Source organism: Salimicrobium jeotgali, assembly GCF_001685435.2.
Lineage (GTDB): Bacteria > Bacillota > Bacilli > Bacillales > Halobacillaceae > Salimicrobium > Salimicrobium album.
In genome coordinates this window covers 515,424-541,927 of sequence record NZ_CP011361.2, presented here as the reverse complement: position 1 = coordinate 541,927, position 26,504 = coordinate 515,424, and the positions used below count along the sequence as shown (strand labels likewise).

Below are 26,504 nucleotides of genomic sequence, written 5' to 3'. Positions count from 1 at the left end.
TTACACCGCCCTTCGACTTTTGTGTTAAAATAAAGAATAATGGTTTCGCATCGCGAACCGGTACTACCACTACACTTGGAAAGTAGGGTTTCATTTGAAGAAACTTGGAAAAATCACTGCAATTGTCGCTATTTTATTGTTTTTCGGAGCCGGGACGTACGCCGGATATGTATACAGTCAGGCAGAAACGACGGTGAACAGCAATATGCATTCGCCGGTCACCTCTATCGATCATGAAGAAACGAAGAAAAAAGTCGAAGATAAAGAAACGATCAACATACTGCTGATGGGCGTCGATGAGCGGGAAGGCGACCGCGGAAGATCGGATACCCTCCTCGTCGCTTCCGTCCAGCCGTCCAAGGAGAAGACCAATATGATCAGCATACCGCGAGACACCAGAACGGTGCTCGGCGGGAATGAACCGGAGAGCGGGAGGATGGATAAAATCAACCACGCCTATGCTTTCGGGGGAGTCGATATGGCTGTGGATACGGTAGAGACGTTCATGGATATGGAGCTTGACTACTACGTAAGAATCAACATGGAAGGTCTCGTCGAACTGGTGGATGCCGTGAACGGAGTGACTGTCACTAATGACAGAGCTTTCACTCAGGGAGGGATCGAATTTCCCGAAGGGGAGATTGATCTAAGCGGAAACGAAGCGCTTGAATATGCACGAATGAGAAAGAACGATCCTAACGGCGACCTCGGCCGTAACGAAAGACAGCGTGAAGTGATCAAAGGGGTGGTTGACAAAGCCGCTTCCTTCTCCTCGGTCAGCAAAATCCAGGGGATTCTGGACGTCCTCGGCGGCAACGTCACGACGAACGCCGACTTCGATACGATGAAGATGCTATTCCAGGATTACCGGAAGTCCGGTCAGAATATCGACACGTACCAGATGAAAGGCAGCGGTGTCACCATCGACGGTATCTACTACATGCAGATGCCCGACGAGGAAATCGCTAAAGCGAAATCGCTCATCACCCCCGATTCGTAAACAGCCCTTACCAAAACAGAAGCCTGACGGATAACTCTCCGTCAGGCTTCTTTGTCATTTATACAAGAGTCAGTTTGCTCTCTGTTTTATCTTCCGAAATGAGTTCTTCGAGCGGATAGCGTTTCTCTATGAAAATCTGGTGCCACAGCATAAACATGAGCACCGTCCATATCTTCCGGCTGTAATCATGTTTGCCGCTCCGGTGCGTTTCCAAGAGCTGGAGGACGTACTCCTTATGAAAATAACGTCCGGTTTCACTTTCGGAAATAAGCGTCCGTGCCCAGTCGTACATTTCATTCTTCAGCCACTCACGGATCGGCACGGGGAACCCGAGCTTTTTCCTGTCCAGCACGTGATCCGGCACAATGCCTTCTGCCGCTTCCCGTAAAATGTGCTTCGTGGTTCCGTTCGCTATCTTCAGATCCGCCGGAATGTGTTTCGCTACATCATATACTTCCTTATCAAGAAACGGGACCCGCAGTTCAAGCGAGTGAGCCATCGTCATCCGGTCCGCTTTCAACAGAATGTCCCCACGCAGCCAGGTGTGGATATCCACATGCTGCATCTGATGGACGTAATCATAATCTTTCGCTGCATCAAAAAGGGTTTCCGTCACTTTCTGATACGGAGGTTCGGTGTGGTTTCGAAGCAGCTCCTGTTTTTCTTTCTCCTCGAACATTTTCGCATTCCCTATATAGCGGTCGCGGAGCGGGGTCGTACCGCGTTCAAGGAAGCTTTTCCCTTTCACCCCTTCAGGCATGATCGACGCGACGCGGTTCAGCCAGTAGTTCACCGGCCGGGGAATTTTTGTGAAGGCCTTCAACGACTGAGGTTCCCGGTAAATGTTGTAGCCGCCGAACAGCTCGTCCGCCCCTTCTCCGGAGAGAACGACGGTGGAGTGTCTGCGAGCTTCTCTTGCGACGAAATACAGAGGGACGCAGGCAGGATCGGCAAGAGGATCATCCATGTGATACATGATTTTCGGAAGTTTCTGTACGTACTCTTCCGGTGAGATCATGTACGAATGGTTCTCCACGCCGAGCTTTTCCGCTGTATCCGCCGCTACATCCACTTCGGAATATCCTTCTCTTTCAAATCCGACCGAAAACGTGCGGAGGCCGGGATGGAGCTCTTTGGCCATGGCCACAATCAGACTGGAGTCGATCCCGCCGGAGAGGAAAGAACCGACTTCAACGTCACTCCGCATATGTTTCTCCACCGAATCATACATGACGTCCCGGACACGATGGACCCACTTCCCTTTCTCCATGATTACGGGGGTGAACCCGGAGTGCCAGTACTGCGTGAACGTCACGGTCCCGCCAGGCTTCTGAGTGAAATAGTGACCGGCCGGTACTTTCCGAATGCTGGCCGTCATCGTCCATGGTTCGGGAACGTACTGGAAACTTAAATAATGGCTCAAGGCTTCTTCGTCCACGTCGACCGGCTCATCATCAAACGTAAGGCACTTCTTCTCCGAAGCGAAATACGTCCCATCTTTCTCCACCGAGTAGTACATCGGTTTGATTCCGAAAGGGTCTCTGGCTCCGTACATCATCTCTTCCTGCTTGTCCCAGAGAAGGATGGCGAACATGCCGCGAAGACGGCTGAATGCGTCTTCACGCTTCGCCTCGAACAGAGCGGCGATGACTTCCGTGTCGGACTCGGTAGCGAACGTATACCCTTTTTCCTGCAACTCTGCCCTTAATTCAATATAGTTGTAGATCTCTCCGTTGAATACGAGGGAATATCTGTCATTTTCGTAGCTCAGCGGCTGCTGGCCGTTTTCAATATCTATGATGCTCAACCGCCGGAACCCGAAAGATATATAGTCGTTATGGTATATTCCTTCCTCATCAGGACCGCGATGCGTAAGAAGATCGTTCTTCTTACGGAACAGCACCCTCTCTTCTTCTGTCATATGCCGGGGGACGTTTCTGAGGACGCCGATAAAACCGCACATAGTTTAACCTCCTTCCATCAACACAGGACTATTATACCACTATCCATGTGATGCCATAACCCTTTAATCATCATTCATTCGAATATAAGTCGGATCTGGTAGAACATCAGTTTCACGTACTCCCGGAAAGCGGTCAGATGCTGCTCTTCCGTCAGCTTGCTTTCGGGATCGAATGGGGTATCTGCCGTCGCATAGCTTACGTCTGTATTTTCATTTCCGATCACTTTATCAAAAACAATTTTCGTTCTTCTGGAGTGGTAGTCTTCTGTAACGACCAGCAGCGTCCGTATCTCTTCTTCTTTCACTATCTTTTCCATATTCCTCGCTTCCTCCCACGTACTTTCCGCTTCCGGAGTACCGGTGACGGCAGCCGTGGTCAGTGCTGGGAACGCTTCTGCATCCTCCGGCTGAACGCCTCCGGAGAGGATGAGGCGTCCCGCGTATCTTTCCTTATAAAGTGCGAGACCACGCTCCACCCGTCCGGGGCTTCCGTCCAGCACGTATATCACTTCGGAAGGCTTCGGTTTTTCTTTGATAACGAGAAAGTCACGTCCGAGTACAGTGAATATGATAACGACAGCCAAAAAAATCAGAGAAAATAACAGAAGAACACCGGCGATCACTTTTTTCTTCGTTTGCATAACAGACCTCCCCTTATCGTAAAAAAAGGCACCCCGTAAAGGAGTGCCGGTTCTTATCCTCGTGTGGCGAGGAACCACGGGTTATGCAGATCCTCTTTGTTGTATGTGAGCGAATGAATCGAATTGGCGACACCGACGGAGCCGCCGGCAAGCTCGACGATTGCCTGACCGGCTGCCGTGTCCCACTCCATCGTCGGAGCATAGCGCGGATAGTAGTCGGCTACCCCTTCCGCTACCAGACAGAATTTAAGTGAGCTTCCGGCGGAGACGGTCTCGACGGAATCGTACGTCATTTCGAGATCCCCGATGAACTCCTTCGTATCCTCAGACATGTGCGAACGGCTTGCGACGATGCGTGCCGTATCTCCTGCTGCAGGGAGAGCAGGAAGAACCGTCGCTTTTTTCTCCCACTCCGGACGCAGGACGGAAGTGAGCTTAAAAGCTCCTTTCCCTTCGACCGCTACGTAGAGGTCCTCAAGAGCCGGAGCATACACGACGCCGAATACCGGCTTACCGTCTCTGATCCGCGCGATGTTCACCGTGAACTCTCCATTCTTCTTAAGAAACTCCTTCGTTCCGTCCAGCGGATCGACGAGCCAGAATTCTCCCCACTCTTTACGCTCCTCGTAGGAAATGGAGCTTCCTTCTTCGCTCAGAATCGGAAGAGAGTCCTCCCCCTCCTCCAGTTTCTTCACGATAATACCATGAGCGGCACGGTCCGCCCGGGTGAGCGGTGAATCGTCCTCTTTCGTTTCGACATCGAAGTCTTCGCTTTCATAAATCTTCATAATTTCCTGACCTGCCTTAAGAGCAGCTGCAACCGCTTGTTCCATATGTTTCTCCCCCTAGTTCACTATAATTTATTGTTTATTATACATGATTCCCCGCCGGAGGCCTCTACTTCCCTACTCTCCGGGGATCTTTCCTGACTGTCCTTTTCCTTAATATGAACAGAAGCACCACGGCGAGCAGTGCCGTCGCGGCGAACAGAGTTATTCCTAGCGGACTCGTCCAAAAAAAGGAAGCGTCCGAGGAACCTCTGACGTCACTGGTGGGAAGGGCGTACACGTTCGAGTCCTGACTCCCGACAATCAGGGTTCCGTTCATCAGTACCGGGCCGGAGGGGGCCAGGACTCCTCCGAGTTCCTTACTCCCGAGCAGCTCATACGTTTCGGTATCGAAAGCGTACACGAACCCTTCTTTATCTGTGAAGTACACGACCTCATTTTCCGCAACCGGAGGCGCCTTACTGACGTTCGCCTCGTACTTCCAGTTCCTCTCTCCGTCCGACGCGTTGTAAGCGTAATAGGATTTAGTGATCGGACTCGCCACGAATACCTGGTCTTCATAGATCATCGGAGCTCCCGACTTATTATTTTTCACCATTTCCCCCTGGCCAAGGCTGTCTTTCCATTTCATCTCTCCGTTGTCCGTATTCATGGCGTAGATCATGTGGGTGGGATTGTCGTCCTCTTCCCCCTCAAGGGCTGTTGTAATAACGGAATCTTCATAAATGACCGGCGGTACGTCATCAAGACCCGCATAAGCTTCCGGGAATTCCGTCTGCCAGCTGATTTCTTCCTTTTCAAGATCGACGGCTGTGAATGTGTAAGGCGTAGGCGCCCCTCCCCCTACGTACAGCATCCCGTCTTCAATCGTCGGAGAGGACATACTCATCACGTGGCCGAGTTCTAAGTTCCACTCTTCTTCCCCGCTCTCTGCATCCACGGCATACAGGTGTCGATCTCCGGCTACAATGTATACCGTCCCGTCATGAAAAGCCGGTGTCGGCATCACTTCTCCGTCGGTTTCAAACTTCCAGCGGGTCTCCCCCGTTTCGGCATCGAGACTAAGGACTCCGCTTTCTTCCGTACCTCTCGTCGTTTCGTTCTTAAAGTAACGGTTTCCGAAACCTACGAACAGATTATCTTCGGCATAAATCATTTCCGAGTGTACCCAGTTCGGAGCTTTTGCTTCCCAGTTCATCGTACCCTCGACCAGATTATAAGAGTAAAGATCGCCGGACTCGTGATTTCCTATGTAGGCATTGTTACCGACAATCACGGGAGTCGACCGTATCTGGTTGTTCGTTTCGATGACATCCTGTATCTCTTCGTCGAAACTGCTGTTGTACACGGGGTTGTTTTCGGAATTCATCCGGTACTCCGTCCACTCCTCCGGACCGACTTTCGCAGCAGATGCCTGTTCGGTCATCATCAGGCTCCCCGTCAAAAATAAAGCGGATAACATTACATTACGGACTCGTTTCTTCATCAGTGACCTCCTCCATTAGGATAGACGTTCTCTTATTATACTTACCAAACTTACCCTTCTCCCCGTAGCGAAAACGTATACAAATAATTGGCCTGCCTGCTTTTTCTCTCTTGAACTCCAAGTATATCATCGATAGCATGTAGATGGAATGCAAGGAGAGGAGAGGTTTTATTATGGTCAAGAAAACGATGCTGTGGACGCTTGGTATTCTGCTCCTTGCCGGAGCGGGGACCTGGGGTTACTTTTACATAACAGGTACGGAAAACACCGAAACGAAAGAAGAGGAGCCGTCCGATTCTCAAGAAGAGAAACCGAAGAAAAAGGAAGAGGAGAAAGAAGTCGAAGAACTGTCTGAGGAGAAGTTCGAGGAATCCTCGGACGAGGAGGAACTGAATCCGTTCGGGGATGAGAAGAAAGCTGACACTGTCCCTGAATCGACCATCCGGGATTACATCCACCAGATGAGCCACCAGAAAGTGCAGGCCGAACAGAAGTGGGGCTTTTACCGTATAACCGAGGAGCGAATCAATTGGCTCTCCGATAAAGTGAAGAGGAATGAATACAGTGAAGGGGATCAGTATGAAAACATACTGAATGCCTGGAGTAACGGGAATTTCAGTAATATCGATGAGCATCATAATACTATATGGAAAATGCAGGGCGGAAACGTCGGGAAAGCGACCGGCGTCCTTAGCGAAGAGGAAGAACAGGCATACATCGACTCTGCCCAGTAACAGAAAAGCCATAGCCGAATCGCCGGCTATGGCTTCTTTTTCTATTTATCCAAATTTTCCAGAGCTTCTTTCAACGGTTTCTTCAACGGTTCGGCCAGCGTGTAGGAATAAAGGTTCGAGATATGGTGCACGTCGCGATAAACGATAACGTTTCCGACTACGGAGTGACAGGTGTCCTCGTCACAGAAGTACTCCGATAAATCGGCGAAAGTCACGTTATCCGGAATACCTTCTGTTATTTCCCACGGCGGTGTCTTCGGTAATGAGCCTTCCCGTTCAATCGAACATTCCTCTTCAGACTTCGTTTCCAGACATTCCGGGATCCTCTCTCCCATACGCGGATTATCCCGGATGGCGAACACTTCGGTTACGCCGTCCAGCTTCTCCCACTGTTCAATATATCCTTCAGGCACTTTTTGCATGTTATTTACAGTAGCCGTACCGAATACCATTTCCGGCGGGTCTTCCAGGAGAGGTTCAATCACTTTTTCGTTCCATTCCATGCACGATTCATTCATGGCACCTCCGAAATCATCTGTGGTGAATCTGCAGCCGTCCTTATTGTACACATCTATCTGCATATTCAACTCGTCCGATAGACGATCAAGCGCCGGGAACCAGTGGCCTGTGTGGGAACCTCCCACCAGAGCTACCGTATAGTCCGGGTTTTCGGTCTGACCGTAGGAGCAGTGGCTCACGCCTTCCTCCTCGAGATCAGTGTAGCAGTCTTTGTCACTGTAGAAGTCAGGTAGGTTGCTCTCTGAACCGGGAGGATTGAGGATAGGCTCCACTCCATCCGGCGCGTCCACTCCTTCATCAATCGCCAAAGCCCCCGGGTAATCCTGCTGGTTGTAATCGTCGTTCAAATCATCTTTCGCCTGTGAGGCGTAAATGTCCCAGGAAAAGTATACCACCAGCACCGGAACGACCAGCGCTACGAGAACGGCAGCGACTTTCCTTTTCGCTTCTCTCAGGTTAATGGTGCGGATTGGATTCTCAACCAGTCTTACTGACACTACCGATAACAAGAACGTGACGACGAGAAGCAGCACTCCCCATTGAAATGGAATCGTGTCCGTGCCGAAATAGTTGTAGTAGAAAATCAGAAGCGGGTAGTGCCACAGGTAAAACCCGTAGGAAATCCCTCCGAAATACATGAAAGGCTTGGAGCCGAGCAGTTTTTCCACCCCGAATCCGTGACCGGTTTCTGCCGCCAGAATGACCATAATGACCCCGGATATAGGTAAAAGTGCAGCATATCCCGGAAACATGGTGGAAACAGGCACAAGAATACCCGTCAGGCAGATGACCGCAAGCCCTGCCCATCCTAAGACAAAACTGAAGCTTTTCGGTAACCGCAGATAAGGAAGAAGGAGCGCCAGCATACCGCCGAGACTGAATTCCCAGGCCCGGGCGAAAGTGTCGAAATAAGCCCATGGCTGGTTCACTTCCGTAATATAGATGGAGTAGGACATAGAAGCTATAAATATAAAGGCGAGCACACCGAGAAGCGTCTTTCTGACAGGCGTCTTCAGCAGCTTTTTAGCCAGCATTACACTAAGAAAAATAACTAAAGGCCAGGTGACATAAAACTGCCCCTGCAGAGACAGTGCCCAAAAATGCTGGAAAGGGCTGGAGTTATTGGTCTGAGCCAGGTAATCGACCGCATTAAATGCCAGCTGCCAGTTCTGAAAATAAAAAGCGGAAGAAAACATGTGCGAAATGAGCTGAGGCCACTGGGAGAGCGGCATAATGACGATGGACAACAGGGCGACCGTTATAATGACTACGTAAGCGACCGGGAAAAGACGCTTGCCAAGGCCCAATAAATATTCCGCCAAATTAATGCGACCGTATTTCACCATCCGGGATAGAAGCGAAGTAGTAATCAAATAGCCGGATACGATAAAGAATACATCTACGCCCCCCGACACGGAGCCTAACCAAATATGATAAATAGCCACCAGAAGAGCGGCCACTGCACGCACTCCTTCGAGTTCAGGACGGAAGCGCTTCTCCGGCGCTTTCAAGTCGCTGCTGTTTTCTATGTTGTCCATAGTTACCCTCTCCATTATCTTTAATATATTCCGAGCACTGTAAACGGTTATTATGCAACGTAATAATACATCAACTGGTATAATTTTTCAATGAATCGTAAAAAGAGAGGCAGTGCCCACGGCACTTCCTCTCCATTCGGATGTCACGGCCTATTGCTTCTGACTTACGTTGACGTCCATCTGCGGATAAGGGATGGACAGTTCATCATTTTCAAACCACTTCTTCACATCTTCCATTACATCGAAGTGTACGGTCCAGTAGTCCTCCGACTTTGACCAGACGCGCACCGTATAGACGACAGCACTCTCCCCGTGCTCGGAGATTCGGACGAACGGAGCAGGGTCCTGAAAAACGAGAGGATGCTTACTGACGATTTCCGTAAGAGACTGGATGACGTAGTCTGCGCTCGTCTCATAGCCGGCTCCGAACGTAAAGTCCACACGTCTCGTGTCCTTGACGTTGTAGTTCGTCAGTCCGGTGTTGGACAACGAAGCGTTCGGCACGAAGATGACTTTGTTGTCGGGAGTGACGAGCTCTGTATAAAGAATCTTGATCCCCTGTACGGTACCTGCATATCCTCCGCCTTCCACGTAGTCCCCGACCCGGATCGGACGGAGGGTAAGCAGCAGAACACCACCGGCGAAGTTAGCAAGCGACCCCTGGAAGGCAAGACCGATAGCGAATCCGGCCGCTGCGATGATAGCGACGAACGAAGTGATATCAACGCCGAGAATCTGAACGACCGTTAACACCAGCAGGATTTTCAGGATTGTACCCGCCATAGAAGTAAGGAACGGCTTCAGCGTATCGTCCATTTTCGAACGATCAATCCCTTTAGCTACGAATTTTGTTATGACTCTGATCACTGCAAGTCCTACAAGCAGTACAATAAGTGCAAGAGCTATACTCTTTGCAATAGGTAAAATGATTTCTAACCAATCCACGGAAATTCCTCCTCTTTCTACAATGGATAAATTATAAATTCCATTCCTATCTTACATTCTTTTCGGGCAGCGAACAACGTAATATATGGAAATTCCCGAGAGTGAATCCAGACTTTACGAAATGTTACGAAAAGTATTTATTACTTAATTTTAATCAGGTTTTTTTGTGCAAAACTAAAAAGAGGACTCCCGGTTAAGAGAGCCTCATGAGTAACGTAATAGTGTAAAATACATTAATTTTACTATTCGTTCAGAAAATTTGTTGCTGCTCTAGTCTCATTTAAGTGTCCTATCGTTTCCTCATACTCTTCCGACGCAAGACACATAAATAGTATGTCAATTACATACAATTGTGCAATTCTCGAAGAGGTGGCACCGCTTCTGAACACAGCCTCCCTTGAAGCAGAAGTATATAAGTGATGATGAGCCAACCGCCCAACTGAAGTTTTGCCATATTGCGTAATACTTATTATCTTAGCACCTTTCTGCTCAGCCAATTCCAGCAATTGAATAACTTCCTTCGTTTCGCCAGAAAAAGATATTGCTACTATTACATCTCCAGGGCCTTTATTAGCGATAAAAGTAGCTGCCATGTGAACGTCGGCCAATGCGCGAGCATTTTTATTGATCCGGACAAATTTCTGCTCAGCATCTATAGCAGCAACATATGAAGCCCCAAACCCTATAAACAAAATAGATTTCGCTTTTCTTAATGCTTTTACTGCTTGTTTCACTTTATTTATATCAAGAATATCTGTCGTTTCCCGTATAGTTTGATTAATATTCGAGGTAGCTTTTGTAACAATGTGTTTGTAGTCTTCTTTTGGTTCAATATCCCTTAGATCTTCTTCATCTTCTTTTAAATCTCCGGCTACGCGGATTTTCAATTCCTGAAACCCTTTGAATCCAATGGATTTACACAACCTTATAACACCTGCGCTGCTTGTTTGACTTTTTTCTCCAAGTGTTTTTGCTGTATAATCGATAATTTCTGAAGGGTGATTTAAGATGTAACGAGCAATTTTTTGTTCCGAAGGACTAAGGCGTGGCATCATCTCTTTCAGAATTGTTAATCCTCCAGTTGTGGCCCCCATATTCTTCCTCCTATCGCTGCTAAAACATTTTTCTTTATTATACCATTTTCCTTTCGAACAGCACCTATTAAAGCGCCCTCTACTGGAGTATGCTCAGGGAGGAAAGTACTAATACCTTTTCTATCCAATTCATTTTTCACCATCAATTGAAAAGGATTGCTAGTAGATAACACCCCTCCTGCTAAAATAACTGGTTGCTTCTTAAATGCAAAAAGCTCTTTTTCTAATCGAAAGATATAGGAACACACCATAAGAGCTTCTTCGTATAGTATATTCAAGGCTACCTTATCCCCTTCTTCAGCTGCTCTTATAACGATTTTACTTAGTGGAGAAACAAGTTCTTTCGGAGCAGTAGAGGAATAGATTTTTTGCAATATCTCTCTGCAGTCTTTTCCTCGAAACTTATTGTATATGTACTCGGTAATTACTGTAGGAAAACCAAGACCCTCTTCACTTTCAATGCTTGCAAGCAGCCCGCGCCTTCCTATTTCATATCCACTCCCTCTGTCGCCAAGTAAATACCCCCACCCGCCTATACGTCCATAATCACCTTTTTCGTTCACCCCATAAGTTATAGAACCTGTGCCACAAATCTGGACTATTCCTGCGCTACCATACAAACCACCGTAAAGAATGTTTAATGGATCAGGCTCTACTTCAATTTCTGCACTGAATAGTTCTCTGAATGCTTCTATCAACTCCTCTCTCGTTTCCGAAGTTCCGGCCCCCGAAATTCCGGCAAAAATACGCACGTTAGTTTTTTCAGGAAGAGCCAGCTGTTGAGAAATCGAGCGAAGAGATTCTTTCCAGTACGGTGTAGCGTTAGGATTTGTAGGACCACTATTAACTTCTCCTATTTTCTTACCAGTCCCGTCCACTGCAATAGCTTCTGTTTTCGTTCCTCCTCCGTCTACCCCCACAAATACTTTCATTCTATCTCTCTTTCTGATACTGACATTTCTCGCAAAAAGTGTATAGTTTTTCTCAAATCGCCTTCGTAATAATTTAAATATTTTTTTCCGGTTTCATAATCTGTAGAGAAGAGTATATGTAATACAGCAACTTTCAGATCTCCCTCCATGTCAATCAGTGCCTGTCTCGAATTTTCTTCTGTCTCGTTAGTTATCTTCATCAAAATTTGCAGAACACGTTCACGAAGTTTTTGATTGGTTGCTTTTACGTCCACCATGTAGTTATCATAAACTTTTCCTAGCTGAATCATTGAAACTGTAGAAATCATGTTTAACACTAATTTTTGTGCTGTGCCTGCTTTTAATCGACTGGAACCTTGCACCATCTCTTCACCAACAGGGATTACTATCGGGGTTACTACTTCTTGTTCGATACGCGAGTTTTCTGCACATACTACACAAGCCGTAGCTGCGCCATTTTCCTTCGCCCCTTCAATTCCTCCGAGCACATATGGTGTGTTACCACTGGCAGAAATTGCAATAAGAATATCTTTTCTTGTCAATTTTTCCAAGGTCTCTTGTTTTCCCCTGTACGTATCGTCTTCCGCATCCTCTACAGCTACTTGAATTGCTTCGTCTCCACCCGCAATCAAAGCTGTAAACAAATCTGGTTCCACCCCAAAAGTCGGAGGGCATTCAGATGCATCGAGAATACCAAGTCGGCCACTCGTGCCTGCGCCCATATAATATACTCTACCTCCATTCTTTATAGTGTTAACTGTTTGATCAATAACTGATTTGATAAAAGGAATCTGTTCTTCTACCATTTCCGGCACAGTTTTATCTTTCCGGTTCATCAACTTTAATAATTCTTCTGGTGTTTTCTCATCAAGTTTCTCCATTATAATCTCTCCTCTTTACACGTATAATAAGTAGGGCTCTCTCACCTTACTGAATGAGATACCAGGTTTTTCTTCAACAAGCGGAACCGGCTTTCCCTCGCTTAATTGAAGACGAAGTTTATCATTCCCAAAAAGCAGATCAAGGAAATACGCGCCCCCAAAGTCGTCATTTTTTAAGAACTCAACTTTCCCGGGATAGAGTTCTACAATAATCTTCAAAATTTCGCTACCCGTACGAAAAGCTTCAAATGTATCCCGGTCCGTCACATGCAACTCCACTCCTCCACAAGTCTTACCTCTATGTTTGCTCATACAGGGTTTAAATGATGTTGGGCGTATACCTACTCCGTTCCATTTTTCTCTTCGCAATCGTTCTGCAAGTTCTTCCCCATCAATAAAAGGGGCGCCCATCAGACGAAATGGAGCGGTTGTCCCCCGGCCTTCTGAGATGTTTGTCCCTTCCAGTAAACACGTACCACCGTACAAGAGAGCCATTTCTACCCCAGTAGCATTCGGAGTAGGGGGCACCCACGGCATATCCAGTTCATCGAAATAACTGCTCCTTTCCCAACCTTCCATAGGAACTACGGTGAGCATACAACTATTATGGAACTCTCCTTGCAAAAAGTTGGCTATCTCTCCGATAGTCATCCCGTGTCTGACAGGTAAGGTGTAAGCTCCAACGAATGAGTTGAATGTTTCTTTTACTCTGTTACCCTCTACTTTGTCCCCGATAGGATTTGGACGATCCAATACAACTACCCTGATATCAGCTTCTGCAGATATTTTCATAATATCTGCCAAAGTATAGATAAAGGTGAAGTAGCGCACTCCAATATCTTGTAAATCACAGAATAAAACATCGATTTCTTCGAACAGCGATGGTTCTATTATTCCTTTGCCAGAATAAAGACTGTAAACAGGAAGGCCAGTTTTAATGTCTGTCGTATCTTTGATTTTTTGACCAGCTTCTTCGGTGCCCCGTATTCCATGTTCGGGTGAAAACAACGTAGTCAGCGAAAGTTCAGAATGATTATAGAACCGGTCGATAGTAGAAACAAGTTCATGATCCACTCCAGTTGCATTCGTCAAAAGACCAAGGCGCATTCCGGAATAGTTTTTCCACTCTTTTTCCAAAAACACTTCAGACCCGAGTTTAAAATCTTTCACCCTTTCACCGCTCCTTTCATTGCTCCTCCAATAAAGAATTTCTGCAATAATAAAAATACAATTAAAATCGGCAGCATAGAAAGAATCGTTCCAGCCGCTATCAATCGCCAATCAGAAGTGAATGTTCCTGATAACATGTTGAGCCCGAGAGGTAAAGTGTACATGCTTTGATCATTAATAATAATAAGCGGCCATAGGAAGTCTCCCCATGCTGACACGAAAGTGAAAATCATCAGAGTAACCATGGATGGTTTGGCCAGCGGCATAAGTATCCTCCACCAGATTTGAAAACTGTTAGCTCCATCCATACGGGCAGATTCGTCCAACTCTTCCGGGATCGTTAAGAACGCCTGGCGCATGAGAAATACTCCAAAAGCAGTAGTGATATGTGGCAGTACCATTCCCAGGTATGTATTCTGCAAACCAAGATTTAAAGAAATAATATATACTGGAATCATCAACAGCTGAAAAGGAATCATCATCGTGCTGATAATAAGAATGAAAATAGTCTTCGAACCTCGAAATTTCATTCGTGCAAGCGGGTAAGCCGCCAACGAACAGAACAATACGTTCAGGAATACCGTAAGAAAGCCAACCACTATGCTATTGAACAAATATCGAAAAAACGGAAAGGTTTCCAACACTTTCCCAAAGTTCGAAAATGTTGGGTCACTCGGAATAAATGTGGGAGGATACTGAAAAATATTCTCATTTCCTGATTTGAGGGCGGTGGCGAGTAACCATAAAAATGGCCCAATCATGAAAATAGTAACTAATATAAGAAGTGAATACTGACCGATTTTTCGTAGAATCGGGTGTTTTTTTTTCTTTTTATTATATTTAGCCATTTTGCCCCTCCTAAGCTTTATTATCTTTACCAAGTATCTTCAGATTAATAAGGGAAAAGACAAGCGTTATTAAGAAGAGAATTACCCCTGCAGCACTTGCATATCCCATATTCAGATTGTCGAAGGCTTGCTGATAAATGTAGAACACGAGCGTCTCAGAACTGTGGAGGGGGCCTCCACCTGTCATAACATAAATCTCCTCGAATACTTTCATAGCTGCAATGGAGGACATAATAGAAACGATAAGCACAAAGGGAAGAAGCATCGGGATGGTAACCTTGGTGATTTTTTGCCACCAGTTCGCCCCATCAATTTCTGCTGCTTCATACAAATCTTCCGGGATGGACTGAAGCCCTGCTAAATAGATAATCATATAGTAGCCAAGTCCTTTCCAAACAGTCACCACCATAACTGCAAAAATTGCTGTGTTCGTCGATGTAAGCCACCCTATCGGCTCTGATATAACTCCAAGAATATCCAGTAAATAGTTCAACAGACCGTTTTCCTTATATACCCAATCCCAGGCTATCCCAGCTACAACTAACGAAGTGACTACAGGTATATAATAAATAGAACGGAAAATTCCTATTCCTTTTAACCTCTGGTTCACTAGAACGGCCAGAAATATTGGCACAACGACTAGAGCAGGGACCACTACAACGAGATAAATAATTGTATTTTTAAGAGCATTCCAGAACAGTTCATCGTTGAACAGCTCTTCGTAGTTTTCTGTGCCTATGAAACTGGCCTCTGTTACCATGTTGTATTGGGTGAAACTTAGCCAGATTGCCTGAAGCATTGGATAAAAAATAAACAGTAATAAGATCGCACTTCCAGGGAGCAGAAATAAGTAAGGAGTCCATTTCTTATTTTTCACAAGTCACCCACCTCTCCTTGTTATTGTAGTTACGCGGCATCATCCGTTATGTAGTGTTTTTATTCTTATTTGTATATAATTCGCTTTCTGAATCTTTAGTTATTGAAAATAAGAAAGGGACGGAAACCGCCCCCTCTCCGTTTCTTATTGAGACAAAATTTCATTCCATTCTTTTTCAGCTTTGTCGAGCGCTTTCTGAGGTTCCATTTCTCCAAGCATAGAAGCCGAAATTGCATCAAACATCGACTGACGCAGTTCATTGTAGTTGTCCATAGGCGGTACAAGTAGTTCTGCTTCATCGAGTTGAGAGGCAGAGACAAGACGGACCATATCCTTCGGAGTGGCATCCTCCGGCTTTTCGGTAAAGTAAGGATCTTCAAGCGCTTCTTTGGCGGAAGGGAGAATCGGTGTTAGCTTTGTGAAGGCAAGTTGATTTTCTGCATTCGTTAAAAACTTCCCGAACTTCACAGCAGCATCTTTGTTCTTCGTTTGAGAAGGAACAACGACGTTTTGTACGCTGATTGACTTCTTACCGGATTTTCCAGTAATAGCTTGAGATGGCACCGTATTTTCATAAATTTCAGGAGCATTTTCTTCGATTTGGGAGATAAATTGACTTCCTGCAAAGAATGTAGTCTGCCCAGCCTGATACATATCAATCGATTCACGCTGATCTCCTGTAAGAGCTTCAGCCGGCATCATGTCATTTTGATACATTTCAGTGAAATATTCGAATGCTTTCAGGCCATCTTCCGTGTTGAAAGCAGCTTTACTCATATCTTCATTTGTAAGATCAACACCCATTTTCACCATGTGCTGAAGCACAAGGGAAAGATCCATAGAAGGAAAATAACCGTACTTATCCGTTTCGTTCATAATTGTTTCTGTCATTTCTCGGGCCTCTTCATACGTTTCCGGAGCATTTTCGATATCAAGTCCAGCTTCTTCGTAAATCATAGAATTATTAAGTGTAACTTCTGTGGAAAGATACCATGGCATAGCAAAAGTTTCCCCGTTTAACTGATTCGCCTCCCAGGCTCCTTCTACATAGCTCTCCTGCTCTTTATCGCTCAATTCTTCGTCCATATTTACCAGAGCGTCCATAGAGGCTAGTTGAGAAGCAAACGTGGGGTTAAGGTTCACAACATCCGGTGCAGTGTTTGAACTTACTGACGATAGAATCTTCTTATCGAGATCAGCTGCAGGAACATCAAGCCACTCCACTGTAATATTAGGATTTTCCTTTTCGAAATCATCGATAACCCCTTGAATATAATCTGTGAATGTCGGCTTCAGCTGCATTGTCCAAAACTCAATAGTCGTATTCTTATCTTCCGACCCTTCCGTGCTTTCACTGTTGTTTTCTGAATTAGCGCCCTGGCTGCAGGCCGCGGTAATAAGAACCAGTGCGAGTACAAGACCAAGCTTAATTAGCTTCTTCATCAAATTCTCCTCTCAATAATCAAAAATTTTTTGTACTACTTCTCTAAACACCCTCTCCACATGATTGGGAGAAGGATTGAAAGTGGCAACCGCTCCAATTGTATCTGGTAGATTATCAAGTATGTATGGAGTTCTTATAGCTATAACGAGGAGCGGTTTTTCTTTTTTCGAAAGTGTCGAAATTAACTTTTGTGCCGTCTCATCGTCATAACCTGCATCTGTTACAAGTATGGTAACGTCCGCATCTTCTGCAACCCTCTCAGAACTAATGCTTTCTGTCACTGTTACTTTTGAAGCAGCAAAATACAAGTGCTGATCATTTTGATCTTCAGCTTTACTTCCCTGACTTTTCAGATAACGGAGAACATGCACATGGTTATTTCTTTTTGCAGGAATAAAACCCTGAGGTACATTTATGAACAATGAACGACTATACGCTTCCTCTTCTAACTTCTCTTTATCTTTTTCTACTTCAGATCGTTTAAGTACAGAATAGTTGCTCTTCATTTCCATGACTCTTCGAAAGCTTTCATTAATGCGTGCTTCCGTTATTTCTCCTTGCTGGACCTTTTGAAGCAACAATTCAATCGCCTGTTTTTGTTTTTCAAAAGTATGGGAAATAACCATTATATCCGCGCCAGCCAAAAACGCCTGTACAGCGGCTTTGGGAGTGTCGTTATCAGAAACCGCTTTCATTTCAAGGCAATCGGTTACGACTACACCATCAAATCCAAGAGTCTCCCTCAAAAATTCATTGATCACTTTTGGTGACAAAGTTGCCGGTAATTTTTCTTCCCCGAGCGCCGGATATATAACGTGGCTGATTATTAGTGCAGAACATCCTTCGACTATCACTTTTCTGAAGGGAGGTATGTCTGTCTTTAATAAATCTGAATAAGACTTATCTACCACCGGTATCCCCAAGTGTGAATCAGTCGATGTATCACCGTGGCCTGGGAAATGCTTCGCACAAGCCACTACACCCTGACTTTCGTGCCCCTCCATAAAAGCAACTCCGTGTTCCATTACCGTGTGTTTATCCTCACCAAAAGCCCGAAGACCAATGACTGGGTTGCTTCGATTGCTATTAACATCCAGAACTGGCGCCAAATTCATATCAATACCAAACTCTCTCAACAACGATGCCGTAGCAACACTGATTTCTTTTGTAAATTGTGTATCCCCGATGTAACCCAGCGCCCGAGCACCTGGAAAATTCGCTTCATCCCTCGGTATCCGGTTGACAATTCCATTCTCCTGATCAATAGCTACGAATAAAGGTGACTTTCGACTCCCTTCTTCCTTCAAAGAGTCGGTGAGTTTTCTCACCTGATCAGCGGATGTAATATTTCTTGAAAACAGTATAACGTTTCCCACATGTTTCTCTCTAATCATAGTAAGCACAGCTTCGTTCATTTCTTCTCCGTCAAACCCTATACAAAAAAGCTGTCCAATTTTCTCTTCCAATGTCCAATTATTTTTCTCAATTGTCACCGTTTGTCCTCCTCTCACCTCCCAGTGAATGTTAATTCATATTTTAATAAATTATATTTCATAAGTCAATTAAATTTTCGAAATATTATTACATTAAAGACGCGCGTATTTCCTCGTATAGCTTTTTCCTCATCTCTAATATAGGAGTATCTCTTCCTGCGTGTATGCGATTCGTAAGCAACACAGCTGTCCAATTTTTTTCGAAACGAATACTCGTTCCAGTAAATCCTGTGTGCCCATACCCAAGATTGTCCACTTCCCACCCCATACCACGTCCTTCTCTCTTTTCTTTTACTATTTTCTGAATCAAAGTAGAAGAAATGATTTCTTGACGATTGAATACACCATCGTTATTCCACATAGTCGTCCATGCCACTACGTCCTCCATACTTGAAAATAACCCTGCATGGCCAGCTGCGCCTCCCATAGCTTCTGCGTTTTCATCGTGTACAATACCACTTTTGCCCGCTTCTGTAGCAGCAACACAATCTTTAGAAACTTCCGGCGAAAACGAAGTTTCGGCCATTCCCAAAGGAATGAAAAGCTTCTTTTTTGCTAGTTGCTGAAGTGACGTACCTGTAATCTGTTCAATTAGATGTCCTAGCAAAATGAAGCCGATGTCACTGTAAACCATTTTCTCGCCCGGTGAATAGACTAGCGGTTCTTTAATTACAGCTTGTACAACTTCCTTCTTGCTATTAAGATATTTAAAGTAAGCCCGATGTGCAGGCAACCCTGAAGTATGAGTAAGCAAATGTTCCACCGAAATTCGGGATTTATCGCCCTCACTGAACTCCGGTATAAAATATGAAACTTTATCTTTAAATGTAATTTCTCTGTCATCAACTAACTGAAGTATCAACGGAGTAGTTACTATTACTTTTGTTAAAGAGGCAAGATCGAAAATCGTGTCTTGCGTCATTGGAAGCTTTCTCGGATAAAGAGCTCGGTGACCTATAGTTTCGTCGAATATTTTTCCGTTTTCGCCAATCACATATAACCTGGCTCCGGGAATCTTCTCTTCCTGTATATACTGTTCTATAATCTTTCTCAATAGGCTCCTCTCCTTTACTCAACATTTTTGCTGTAGGTATTATACTTACGCCAGGGAACAAAACCCAAACGTTTATAAAACGAGACGAGGGTAGTCCAGTCTATGATGATTTTCTGAATGCCCCTTTCAGAGAGAAAAGCCATAGCTGCCTGTACCAGTTTCTCCCCATAACCATTTCCTCTTTCTTCTGCTACAATACCAAGAGGCCCTATTCCTCCCACCTTTTTATCAAAAAGCGGAGTCCAATAAGTATTCTGAAAAATCACAGGAGACTTCTCATCGTTAATACGAGCAAATCCGATGATTTTACCACCATCTTTCATTATAAGAAATTCTCTACCTTGTCCTCCTTCTATAAAATAATCCTCCGCTTCTTCGACCCAACGCCCTGGAAAGTTAATTTGTAGAAACTCAAGTAGAGCATTCTTTTGTTTAAAGGGAAGCAATTCACACGTTACACCAGCAGGCAAGGTCGGTATACTCACCCCTGCAGAGAAGTCTCCTAACATATCATACTCAAAACCGTCAGATTCATAGCCAGATTTCTTCACCAACCTCTGTAAATCTTGCAAATTTGCAGGCACTCCTGGAAAGTAGTGGTATCTGTCTTTCCCAAGTGCTATATTATTTACTCCGTTTTCTTTTAATCCTTCTTCTGATAACTTCAGTAGTTCTTTGCCGATACCTTCATGTCTGTATTCTTCATCAACCATAATCATCTGAATCCATCCATCCCTGCCAGATGATTTCCCTACTATGAAACCTACCAATTCATTATTCTCATTAAGAGCCAGCCAGGAAGCATTTTTTATCACTTGAGAATGATTGAAACTGTTCTGTCGCATAAGATGGTTTCTCATTGGAAATGTTTCCCCGATATTTTTATTCCATAATGATGTAACAATTGTCGAATCAGCTTTTTCCCAATGAATATAGTGCATAAATGTACTCCTTTCATAAATTAAGACAAAAAATAATCCACCACTTCTAAAATCAAATTTACACTTACATTTTAACTTTAACCTGATTTCTATTTAAAATCCTTAAATCTTTCTAACTCCGTTTCTTCCTTTTTCACCTTTCTATACCTGTCTTTGAACCACCACGGATTAAGCATACGTCGCGTAAGGATTTTCACTTTCTGTTTCCTTAACGCTCTATACACTTTCCACACTTTACGTATACCGAACTTCCGCGCCCCCAGCAGGTAGTAACGTCCGTTCGGTTCAATGATTTCAAACTCCGCTTTTGATAAGTGGTCTTTCAGAAAATAATGTTCCCTCAGGAAAACGTGGCACCTGGTATCAAACGATTTCTCCGTTACGACAGTGGTCAAACTGCCGCTGTCTTTCGTCGCACAGTAGATTTGTTCGTCGGAAGCATATATTTCCTGCGCATAGTAGCCCGTCTTCACGGAAAAAAGGACGTCGTTGGCATACATGAGTTCGTCAAACTTAATATAGTTCCTCATAATCAGCGAACGGCGAAACAGCTTCGACCACGGTACCTCGAACTGATACCTCAATTTCAGTTCAGCTAGACGGTTCTTTTCCTTCAGGTAATTCTTTACAAGAACCTCATATTTCACATGTCTGTCCGCCTGTTCGTCAGTACCGTTATACACACTTATCGGAGTGAAATATACGATGTCGTACGCACTTTCAAAAAAAGCACTCACCTTTTCATAAAAACCGTCCAGAAAGTAATCGTCCGCATCAGCGAACAGAACCCACTGACCCGATGCGTAATACAGACCTTCGTTTCTTGCAGCCCCGGCACTTTTCTTATCAGCTGCGTTTGTAAAAAAAGAAAGACGATGTTTATAAAACTTATCGCGCAGCACTTCCAGCTTCGCTTTTTCATCGGGGGCACTATGGTCATCCACAACAATCACTTCCAGTGAATGGCGGGCAGGGATTGAGGCAAGCAGTCGCTCCAGGGATCCGGAGGAATTAAAGTGGGGGACGATAATTGATAATTTCACCAACATGCACCCTCTCCCTTTTAACTAATCAATCGTGGCGGTCTATATGAAATTTCATTCTCTATAATCCATTCTAATTCATTATAAGAAACAAAACAACAAAATAAAAAACAATTCCTGCCAGGAACTGTTTTAATGAAATATAAAAAGAGGAGTAAAGCAAAGGCCCTGCCTAAATCTTACTCCTGATGTTCTCCATTTCCTCTATACTTACTCTCACTCTCTCCATGCAAGTAGTTCTTGAAGTAATCATCCGTAATCGACTTCACCTGCTTACTTAAAAATACGACGGCGATCATGTTAGGGATGACAATCATTGCCAGCAGCAGATCGAGGAACTGCCAGATGAACTTCAGCCCGCCTATAGCACCGAGAACGATAGCCACAAGATAGACGTAGCGCATGAAGAGAGAGAACTTACGGCCGAACAGAAACTCCGCCTGCTTCTCCCCGTAGTAGACGATAATCAGCACAGTAGTAATAACGAAGAAAAACAGAATAAGAGAGATGATGCTTCCTGCGAGAGAGGAGCCGAATATCGTAGCGAAAGCCGTCGGCACCATGTCGGCGGCGCTGTCCGGACCGACTTCCTTCCAGGCACCCGTCGTAAGAACAGCCATAGCGGTCATCGTACAGACGACGAGCGTATCCATAATGACTTCGAACACCCCCCAGAACCCCTGTCTGGCCGGGTGATCGTTTTTCGCAGCCGAGTGGGCGATCGGAGCGGTCCCCATCCCCGCTTCGTTAGAGTACAGACCGCGTGCCAGCCCCCAGCGTATAGCTGCAGCTACCCCGGCCCCGAGGAATCCTCCCGCAGCGGAAATCGGCTGGAAAGCGTATTCAAAAATCAGCAGAAAGGCCTGCGGCACTTCACTGATGTTGATGATAAGAATTGTAAGTACACCTGTTATGTAAGCGAGAATCATAACCGGAATCAGTTTTTCCGTCACTTTTCCGATAAGCTTAATGCCGCCGATAATTACCATGCCGACGAGAAGCATAACGACGAGCCCGGTCCATAGCGGGGAGATGCCGAACGATCCGTTAATTGTCTCCGCCACGGAGTTCGCCTGGACCATCGTACTTGCGATAATTTCAAGCATAAGGGCGAACGCAAAAAAATACGCGACCTTCTTCCAGCCAAGCCCTTTCCGAATGTAGTACATCGGGCCGCCGACGTACTCATTCTTCTCGTTCGTCTCCCGGTACCGGATACCGAGGACGACTTCCGAATATTTCGTAGCCATACCGATCAGAGCGACAATCCACATCCAAAAAATCGATCCCGGCCCCCCGAGAGCAATCGCCACCGGTACCCCGACGATGTTCGCCGCTCCCATCGTCGCCGCAAGAGCACTTGTCGTCGCCTGGAAAGGAGACACCGAGCCTGGATGATCACTTTTTTTGAACATCTTTCCAAGTGTTTCACCGAGAATATGCGGCAGATGCCTGAACTGAAAGAATCCGAGCTTCAATGTCAAAAAGACCCCGCCGCCCAGCAGTAAAATAATCATAGGCAAACCCCATACGATTTCGGTAACTTTTGCGATGATTTCCGTGAATTGTTCCATGCTGGCCCTCCCCAGTCGGTTACCCGTAATTAAGTAATCGCTTACAATTCGTATGTAAAAATTACACTGGAAATCAATAATCCGTCCAATGAAATTTATTCAATCTTATGTTAAATTCCATTGTCTGTCAATTTGGATAGCGAATAAGATCTACTTGTTACTCATACACTTTCATGAAACGAAAATACCTAAAGGGAGATGCTTAGAAATAAGCTACTGTAAAACCGATGAACGTTTTCGATTTTCCCACGGAACTGTAAAAAAGGGATGATTCACTTTTATAAAAGAAGCGAAAGGGATGGACCTCAAAAATACTGACTGCAGCTATTAATCTCTATTTGACTGAAATTTTCTATTAAAAAGAGTTCGTTTTACATATTATTACAAAATGCTCCTGTGAGAACGTAGTATAAATTGAACCTCCATAAGAATATAAAACTATGACTAATTTAACTCCTCTGCAAAAACTAGGACAAAACATAAGACTCTTACGAATAGAAAGAAACATGTCGCAGGAAACGTTGGGGTGGGAAGCCGGAATTTCCCGCTCATACATAGGGAAGATTGAACGCGGGGAGGTAAATGCTTCCATACTATTGTTTTATCAAATTGCGGAAGCCTTGGATACAAAGCCGGAAGCTCTCGTAAGAAATACGGGCAGAAGCGGCTCATAAATTCTGAGGTCCCAGCTGCCTTACAATTTCCTGCCATAAAGCCCTTTCAGTTACAAACAGCATGAAAAACCAGGGAATAGCTTTCATCTCCGATCTTATTCGTTTCTTACAAATAGCACCCTCCTCTTCCCCTCCCCTTTGCAACATCCATCCTAATAGAAAAAGGTGATTCTCATCTTCACTAAAAAACGTTACCTCCGCTTTCCCCTGGCCGACACATTCATCGATATTGAAGTTCTGGGAGAGAATTATTTCTACGCCCGGTCAGTCTTCTATCATATGCCTTACCAGGTCGAAGGGAAAGATTTGAACAAAGTGCTCGCCACCATACTTCGTCGCATAATTTCGGATAACCGTGACCTTTTCACAAATTAATTGATTCAACTTTTATGTAATTCTAAATACAAAAATGACGTTGTAACTTTCGACGAACTGGCTGTAACTAACTAGACTAAGGTGAATGTCTTCCCACCACCAGGACTGAGTACTGTTCGTTTTCCTCCGTCTTCATAAAACTACATCTACATATTTCGGTATGATTATCGGCTCTATAATCGGAAAATTTCTCTTGCTAAATACAAACTAATTTCTTATTGCTTATTTTAATAACAGAACATTCAGATATTTTAAAATATAAACTCCCTAAAACTTTAATTCTCATTTCTCTCAACCGCGTATTGCGCCGAGACAAAAATGAGAATTAAATTGTTGAGGAGACTTAATAGCCTAAATGATTATTTACTATTGCTTCCCGTATTTGATGTTACTTTACATATCCCTATCGTCTTCCTGCACTTTTATTTTACTGTTAATATCATGGAGTGATTCGTGCATTTTGAAGACCACAATTATAATTTCACAATAAACTCTTGTTACAAGAGGACCGATAACAATCGTTAAAAGCCCCATGAACACACTTCCGCTACCACCGTAAGGATTATCTAACCCAGCTCCTATGAGTGATATTCCCATTAGCACAGAAATGACTACCCCGATAATAAAAATAATCTTTATGATTGAGGGAGTAATCATTTTATTGAAATCCAAGAAATTTTTCATTTACTTACTCCTCCTTTACTGATCAAAAATTCTTGTATTGGTTTTAAAATCTAGATAGATAAACAAGGACGTTGGCAAGTAGTTATTGGTTTAGTGAATTTTTTTACTTATATTTAATGTCACTATTATAAGAAATAAATTTAAGAGTGCCCCACTTATACTAAACAGAGCGATGGCTAAGATATCATTCTTAAATATCAATAAACCTAGAACTAACATTACCGACCTTATTATTAACCTCACGATCGTAAATATTAATTGAAAACGTTGGGCAGAAAGTACAGGTAAAGCTTTAACGCTGGGTTTATTTATAAAATTAAAAAAAATATCTAAAGCCATCCATCTAGCATATATACCTGCTTGTAGCCACTCACCTCCAAAAACAATTTCGAATAACCAGGGTCCTGATAAAAATACTAAGCTATAAGGAATTGCCCCGACAAGCACGAGACCTAAGGTAGCTTTTTTGATTAAATTGTTTAAATTTTCATTATTATAGTAAGCTTTGGTAATCCGCGGATAAAATACATTCCCAACTGAGTTGCCTATTAAAGTGGCAGGTGCATCTAACACTCTTTTACTCAAGGTAAAAAAACCCGCTGAAACCGGACCTGAAAAGCTAGTTAAAAGTAAAATTGGCAAATTTAGAGTTGCAGCACTTAAAAACATTTCTGGAGCACGATACTTAGGAAAGTCCCTGTATTTATAAGCTATTCCCTTTAGAGGAGAGTGACTGTAACTAAAAATATTTTTCAGTTTTCTTCTTTTTACGTTTTCTAATTCTATAAACATAGCCCTTAGTAACTGACCAAGAACGTTTAAGAAAATTAAAATTGATGCGAAAGGGTATACAAGACCGATTCCCACAATACTTCCTTGAATTATAAGGGCTTGAAATATATTCACTTTAGCAAGCAGCTTAAATTCTTGTAACCTTACAGCCCATTGTTGAGAAATTCTAAAGAGCCCACCAAACAATATCATCAACGGAATGAAATATATATATTTTTTTATATCAGTAAATTTTAAAAATTCAAGTATTCTTTCACCAAAAACCCCTGCTATGATACAAGAAAACAAAGCGATAAAGCTGCTAAAAAACAAAGCAATTTTAGTTAAGCCGATAGCTTCTTTTTCATGTTTTGCTAATACTATAGCTTGATCATAGCCTAACGCCGAGGAAGGCATCAACATCATAGAAACAGCTAGGAAAATTCCCAATATCCCAAAAGCTTCTGGGCCGTAGATCCTTGTGATGAGTGGGGAAGCCAACAATGTAATAGCTTGAGCCCCTGTTGTACCTGATATCATAACTAGCACTCTTTGAACGAACGGTCTTTGAAGTTTATGCTTAACAAATTGTGTCATTAGTCATCTCTTTCTAAAAATTTATAAAATTTGAACTGTTAACAAACCTATAATTCCACTTAGTGATATTTTTAGAGCTAAAAATATTACTAAATTCACTTTTATCTATAATCACCACTTACATAATCAAATTGAAGAAACGTTAAAACACGGCCACGAAAAAGCTCGTCGCATTATTTACGAGTGAAGTTTAAGATAACCTAATTAGAGTTCTCTATTCTAATTTTCTCCTTAATCTTGAAAGATTAACATTCATTTTCGATAAGGAGCAGAAACATACCTGCCGAAACGAGAAGTATTTTGTAGGGTTCAAGGAGCACTTCGCCCCTCCATGAGTCCGGGAGCACTCCTACCACTATGACAGCCATGATGAGACATAAGATAGCTTGAAACATACAACGCCTAAAGAATGTAACAAATGCCCGCTTAACTATTAGA

At 44.0% G+C, this 26,504-nt stretch carries 23 protein-coding genes; 3 read left to right on the top strand and 20 right to left on the bottom strand.

Annotation, left to right across the window (positions count from 1 at the left end; translation table 11 throughout):
- The first annotated feature begins 94 nt into the window (after nt 1-94).
- On the top strand, nt 95-1,000 hold the full coding sequence (locus tag AAV35_RS02685) for an LCP family glycopolymer transferase (protein WP_008590753.1): 906 nt from the start codon (nt 95-97) through the stop codon (nt 998-1,000).
- A gap of 58 nt (nt 1,001-1,058) precedes the next feature.
- On the opposite strand, the gene asnB is transcribed toward AAV35_RS02685, so the two are convergent.
- The 4 genes from asnB to AAV35_RS02665 form a co-directional block, all read right to left on the bottom strand.
- Nucleotides 1,059-2,963: an asparagine synthase (glutamine-hydrolyzing) gene (asnB, locus tag AAV35_RS02680; protein WP_008590750.1), complete on the bottom strand. Its 1,905-nt coding sequence runs from the start codon at nt 2,961-2,963 to the stop codon at nt 1,059-1,061.
- Between the two features lie 74 nt (nt 2,964-3,037).
- The gene (locus AAV35_RS02675) at nt 3,038-3,604 is read right to left on the bottom strand and encodes a YdcF family protein (RefSeq protein WP_008590748.1); all 567 of its coding nucleotides are present in this window, start codon (nt 3,602-3,604) and stop codon (nt 3,038-3,040) included.
- A 53-nt stretch (nt 3,605-3,657) separates the two neighbouring features.
- On the bottom strand, nt 3,658-4,437 hold the full coding sequence (gene cysQ, locus AAV35_RS02670; RefSeq protein WP_008590747.1) for a 3'(2'),5'-bisphosphate nucleotidase CysQ: 780 nt from the start codon (nt 4,435-4,437) through the stop codon (nt 3,658-3,660).
- Between the two features lie 64 nt (nt 4,438-4,501).
- A complete protein-coding gene (locus tag AAV35_RS02665; RefSeq protein ID WP_008590745.1) occupies nt 4,502-5,878 on the bottom strand; it encodes an outer membrane protein assembly factor BamB family protein in 1,377 nt (458 codons plus the stop codon).
- Nucleotides 5,879-6,051: 173 nt separating this feature from the next.
- Between AAV35_RS02665 and AAV35_RS02660 the strand changes: the two genes are divergently transcribed.
- The gene (locus AAV35_RS02660) at nt 6,052-6,612 is read left to right on the top strand and encodes a DUF6241 domain-containing protein (RefSeq protein WP_008590743.1); all 561 of its coding nucleotides are present in this window, start codon (nt 6,052-6,054) and stop codon (nt 6,610-6,612) included.
- A 41-nt stretch (nt 6,613-6,653) separates the two neighbouring features.
- Here the strand turns inward: AAV35_RS02660 and AAV35_RS02655 are convergent, their stop codons facing one another.
- From AAV35_RS02655 to AAV35_RS02590, 14 genes are all read right to left on the bottom strand, one after another.
- Entirely contained in the window at nt 6,654-8,669 is a 2,016-nt protein-coding gene (locus AAV35_RS02655; protein ID WP_008590741.1) for an acyltransferase family protein, read from the bottom strand.
- A gap of 150 nt (nt 8,670-8,819) precedes the next feature.
- The gene (locus AAV35_RS02650; protein ID WP_008590738.1) at nt 8,820-9,614 is read right to left on the bottom strand and encodes a mechanosensitive ion channel family protein; all 795 of its coding nucleotides are present in this window, start codon (nt 9,612-9,614) and stop codon (nt 8,820-8,822) included.
- A gap of 242 nt (nt 9,615-9,856) precedes the next feature.
- Nucleotides 9,857-10,708 carry a MurR/RpiR family transcriptional regulator gene (locus AAV35_RS02645; RefSeq protein ID WP_008590736.1) on the bottom strand — a complete coding sequence of 284 codons (852 nt, stop codon included), beginning with the start codon at nt 10,706-10,708 and terminating at the stop codon, nt 9,857-9,859.
- Nucleotides 10,684-11,640: an N-acetylglucosamine kinase gene (locus tag AAV35_RS02640; protein ID WP_008590734.1), complete on the bottom strand. Its 957-nt coding sequence runs from the start codon at nt 11,638-11,640 to the stop codon at nt 10,684-10,686. The genes AAV35_RS02645 and AAV35_RS02640 overlap by 25 nt, the downstream gene beginning before the upstream one ends.
- Nucleotides 11,637-12,521 carry an N-acetylmuramic acid 6-phosphate etherase gene (gene murQ, locus AAV35_RS02635; RefSeq protein ID WP_008590732.1) on the bottom strand — a complete coding sequence of 295 codons (885 nt, stop codon included), beginning with the start codon at nt 12,519-12,521 and terminating at the stop codon, nt 11,637-11,639. The genes AAV35_RS02640 and murQ overlap by 4 nt, the downstream gene beginning before the upstream one ends.
- Nucleotides 12,522-12,536: 15 nt before the next feature.
- A complete protein-coding gene (locus AAV35_RS02630; protein ID WP_008590729.1) occupies nt 12,537-13,691 on the bottom strand; it encodes an exo-beta-N-acetylmuramidase NamZ family protein in 1,155 nt (384 codons plus the stop codon).
- The gene (locus tag AAV35_RS02625; RefSeq protein ID WP_008590728.1) at nt 13,688-14,539 is read right to left on the bottom strand and encodes a carbohydrate ABC transporter permease; all 852 of its coding nucleotides are present in this window, start codon (nt 14,537-14,539) and stop codon (nt 13,688-13,690) included. Before AAV35_RS02625 ends, AAV35_RS02630 begins: the two co-directional genes overlap by 4 nt.
- Nucleotides 14,540-14,549: 10 nt before the next feature.
- Nucleotides 14,550-15,416 (bottom strand): carbohydrate ABC transporter permease, encoded by an 867-nt coding sequence (locus tag AAV35_RS02620; protein ID WP_008590727.1) that lies wholly within the window; start codon nt 15,414-15,416, stop codon nt 14,550-14,552.
- Between the two features lie 144 nt (nt 15,417-15,560).
- Nucleotides 15,561-16,859 carry an ABC transporter substrate-binding protein gene (locus tag AAV35_RS02615; RefSeq protein WP_008590725.1) on the bottom strand — a complete coding sequence of 433 codons (1,299 nt, stop codon included), beginning with the start codon at nt 16,857-16,859 and terminating at the stop codon, nt 15,561-15,563.
- 12 nt (nt 16,860-16,871) lie between these two features.
- On the bottom strand, nt 16,872-18,353 hold the full coding sequence (gene nagZ, locus AAV35_RS02610; RefSeq protein ID WP_008590724.1) for a beta-N-acetylhexosaminidase: 1,482 nt from the start codon (nt 18,351-18,353) through the stop codon (nt 16,872-16,874).
- An 88-nt stretch (nt 18,354-18,441) separates the two neighbouring features.
- Complete coding sequence (locus AAV35_RS02605) at nt 18,442-19,407, bottom strand: serine hydrolase domain-containing protein (RefSeq protein ID WP_008590721.1); 966 nt, start codon at nt 19,405-19,407, stop codon at nt 18,442-18,444.
- Nucleotides 19,408-19,421: 14 nt separating this feature from the next.
- Complete coding sequence (locus tag AAV35_RS02600; protein WP_008590719.1) at nt 19,422-20,348, bottom strand: GNAT family N-acetyltransferase; 927 nt, start codon at nt 20,346-20,348, stop codon at nt 19,422-19,424.
- Between the two features lie 89 nt (nt 20,349-20,437).
- The gene (locus AAV35_RS02595) at nt 20,438-21,391 is read right to left on the bottom strand and encodes a glycosyltransferase family 2 protein (protein WP_169819454.1); all 954 of its coding nucleotides are present in this window, start codon (nt 21,389-21,391) and stop codon (nt 20,438-20,440) included.
- A gap of 179 nt (nt 21,392-21,570) precedes the next feature.
- Nucleotides 21,571-22,965, bottom strand: a complete 1,395-nt coding sequence (locus AAV35_RS02590) for an alanine/glycine:cation symporter family protein (protein ID WP_008590714.1) — start codon at nt 22,963-22,965, stop codon at nt 21,571-21,573.
- A gap of 440 nt (nt 22,966-23,405) precedes the next feature.
- Here AAV35_RS02590 and AAV35_RS14680 point away from each other — a divergent pair, with 440 nt between their 5' ends.
- Entirely contained in the window at nt 23,406-23,639 is a 234-nt protein-coding gene (locus tag AAV35_RS14680; protein ID WP_040609479.1) for a helix-turn-helix transcriptional regulator, read from the top strand.
- A gap of 768 nt (nt 23,640-24,407) precedes the next feature.
- Here AAV35_RS14680 and AAV35_RS02575 read toward each other — a convergent pair.
- Together AAV35_RS02575 and AAV35_RS02570 are read right to left on the bottom strand one after the other, a co-directional pair.
- Entirely contained in the window at nt 24,408-24,698 is a 291-nt protein-coding gene (locus AAV35_RS02575; RefSeq protein ID WP_008590709.1) for a DUF4282 domain-containing protein, read from the bottom strand.
- 90 nt (nt 24,699-24,788) lie between these two features.
- On the bottom strand, nt 24,789-26,066 hold the full coding sequence (locus AAV35_RS02570; RefSeq protein ID WP_008590707.1) for a lipopolysaccharide biosynthesis protein: 1,278 nt from the start codon (nt 26,064-26,066) through the stop codon (nt 24,789-24,791).
- Between the last annotated feature and the right edge of the window lie 438 nt (nt 26,067-26,504).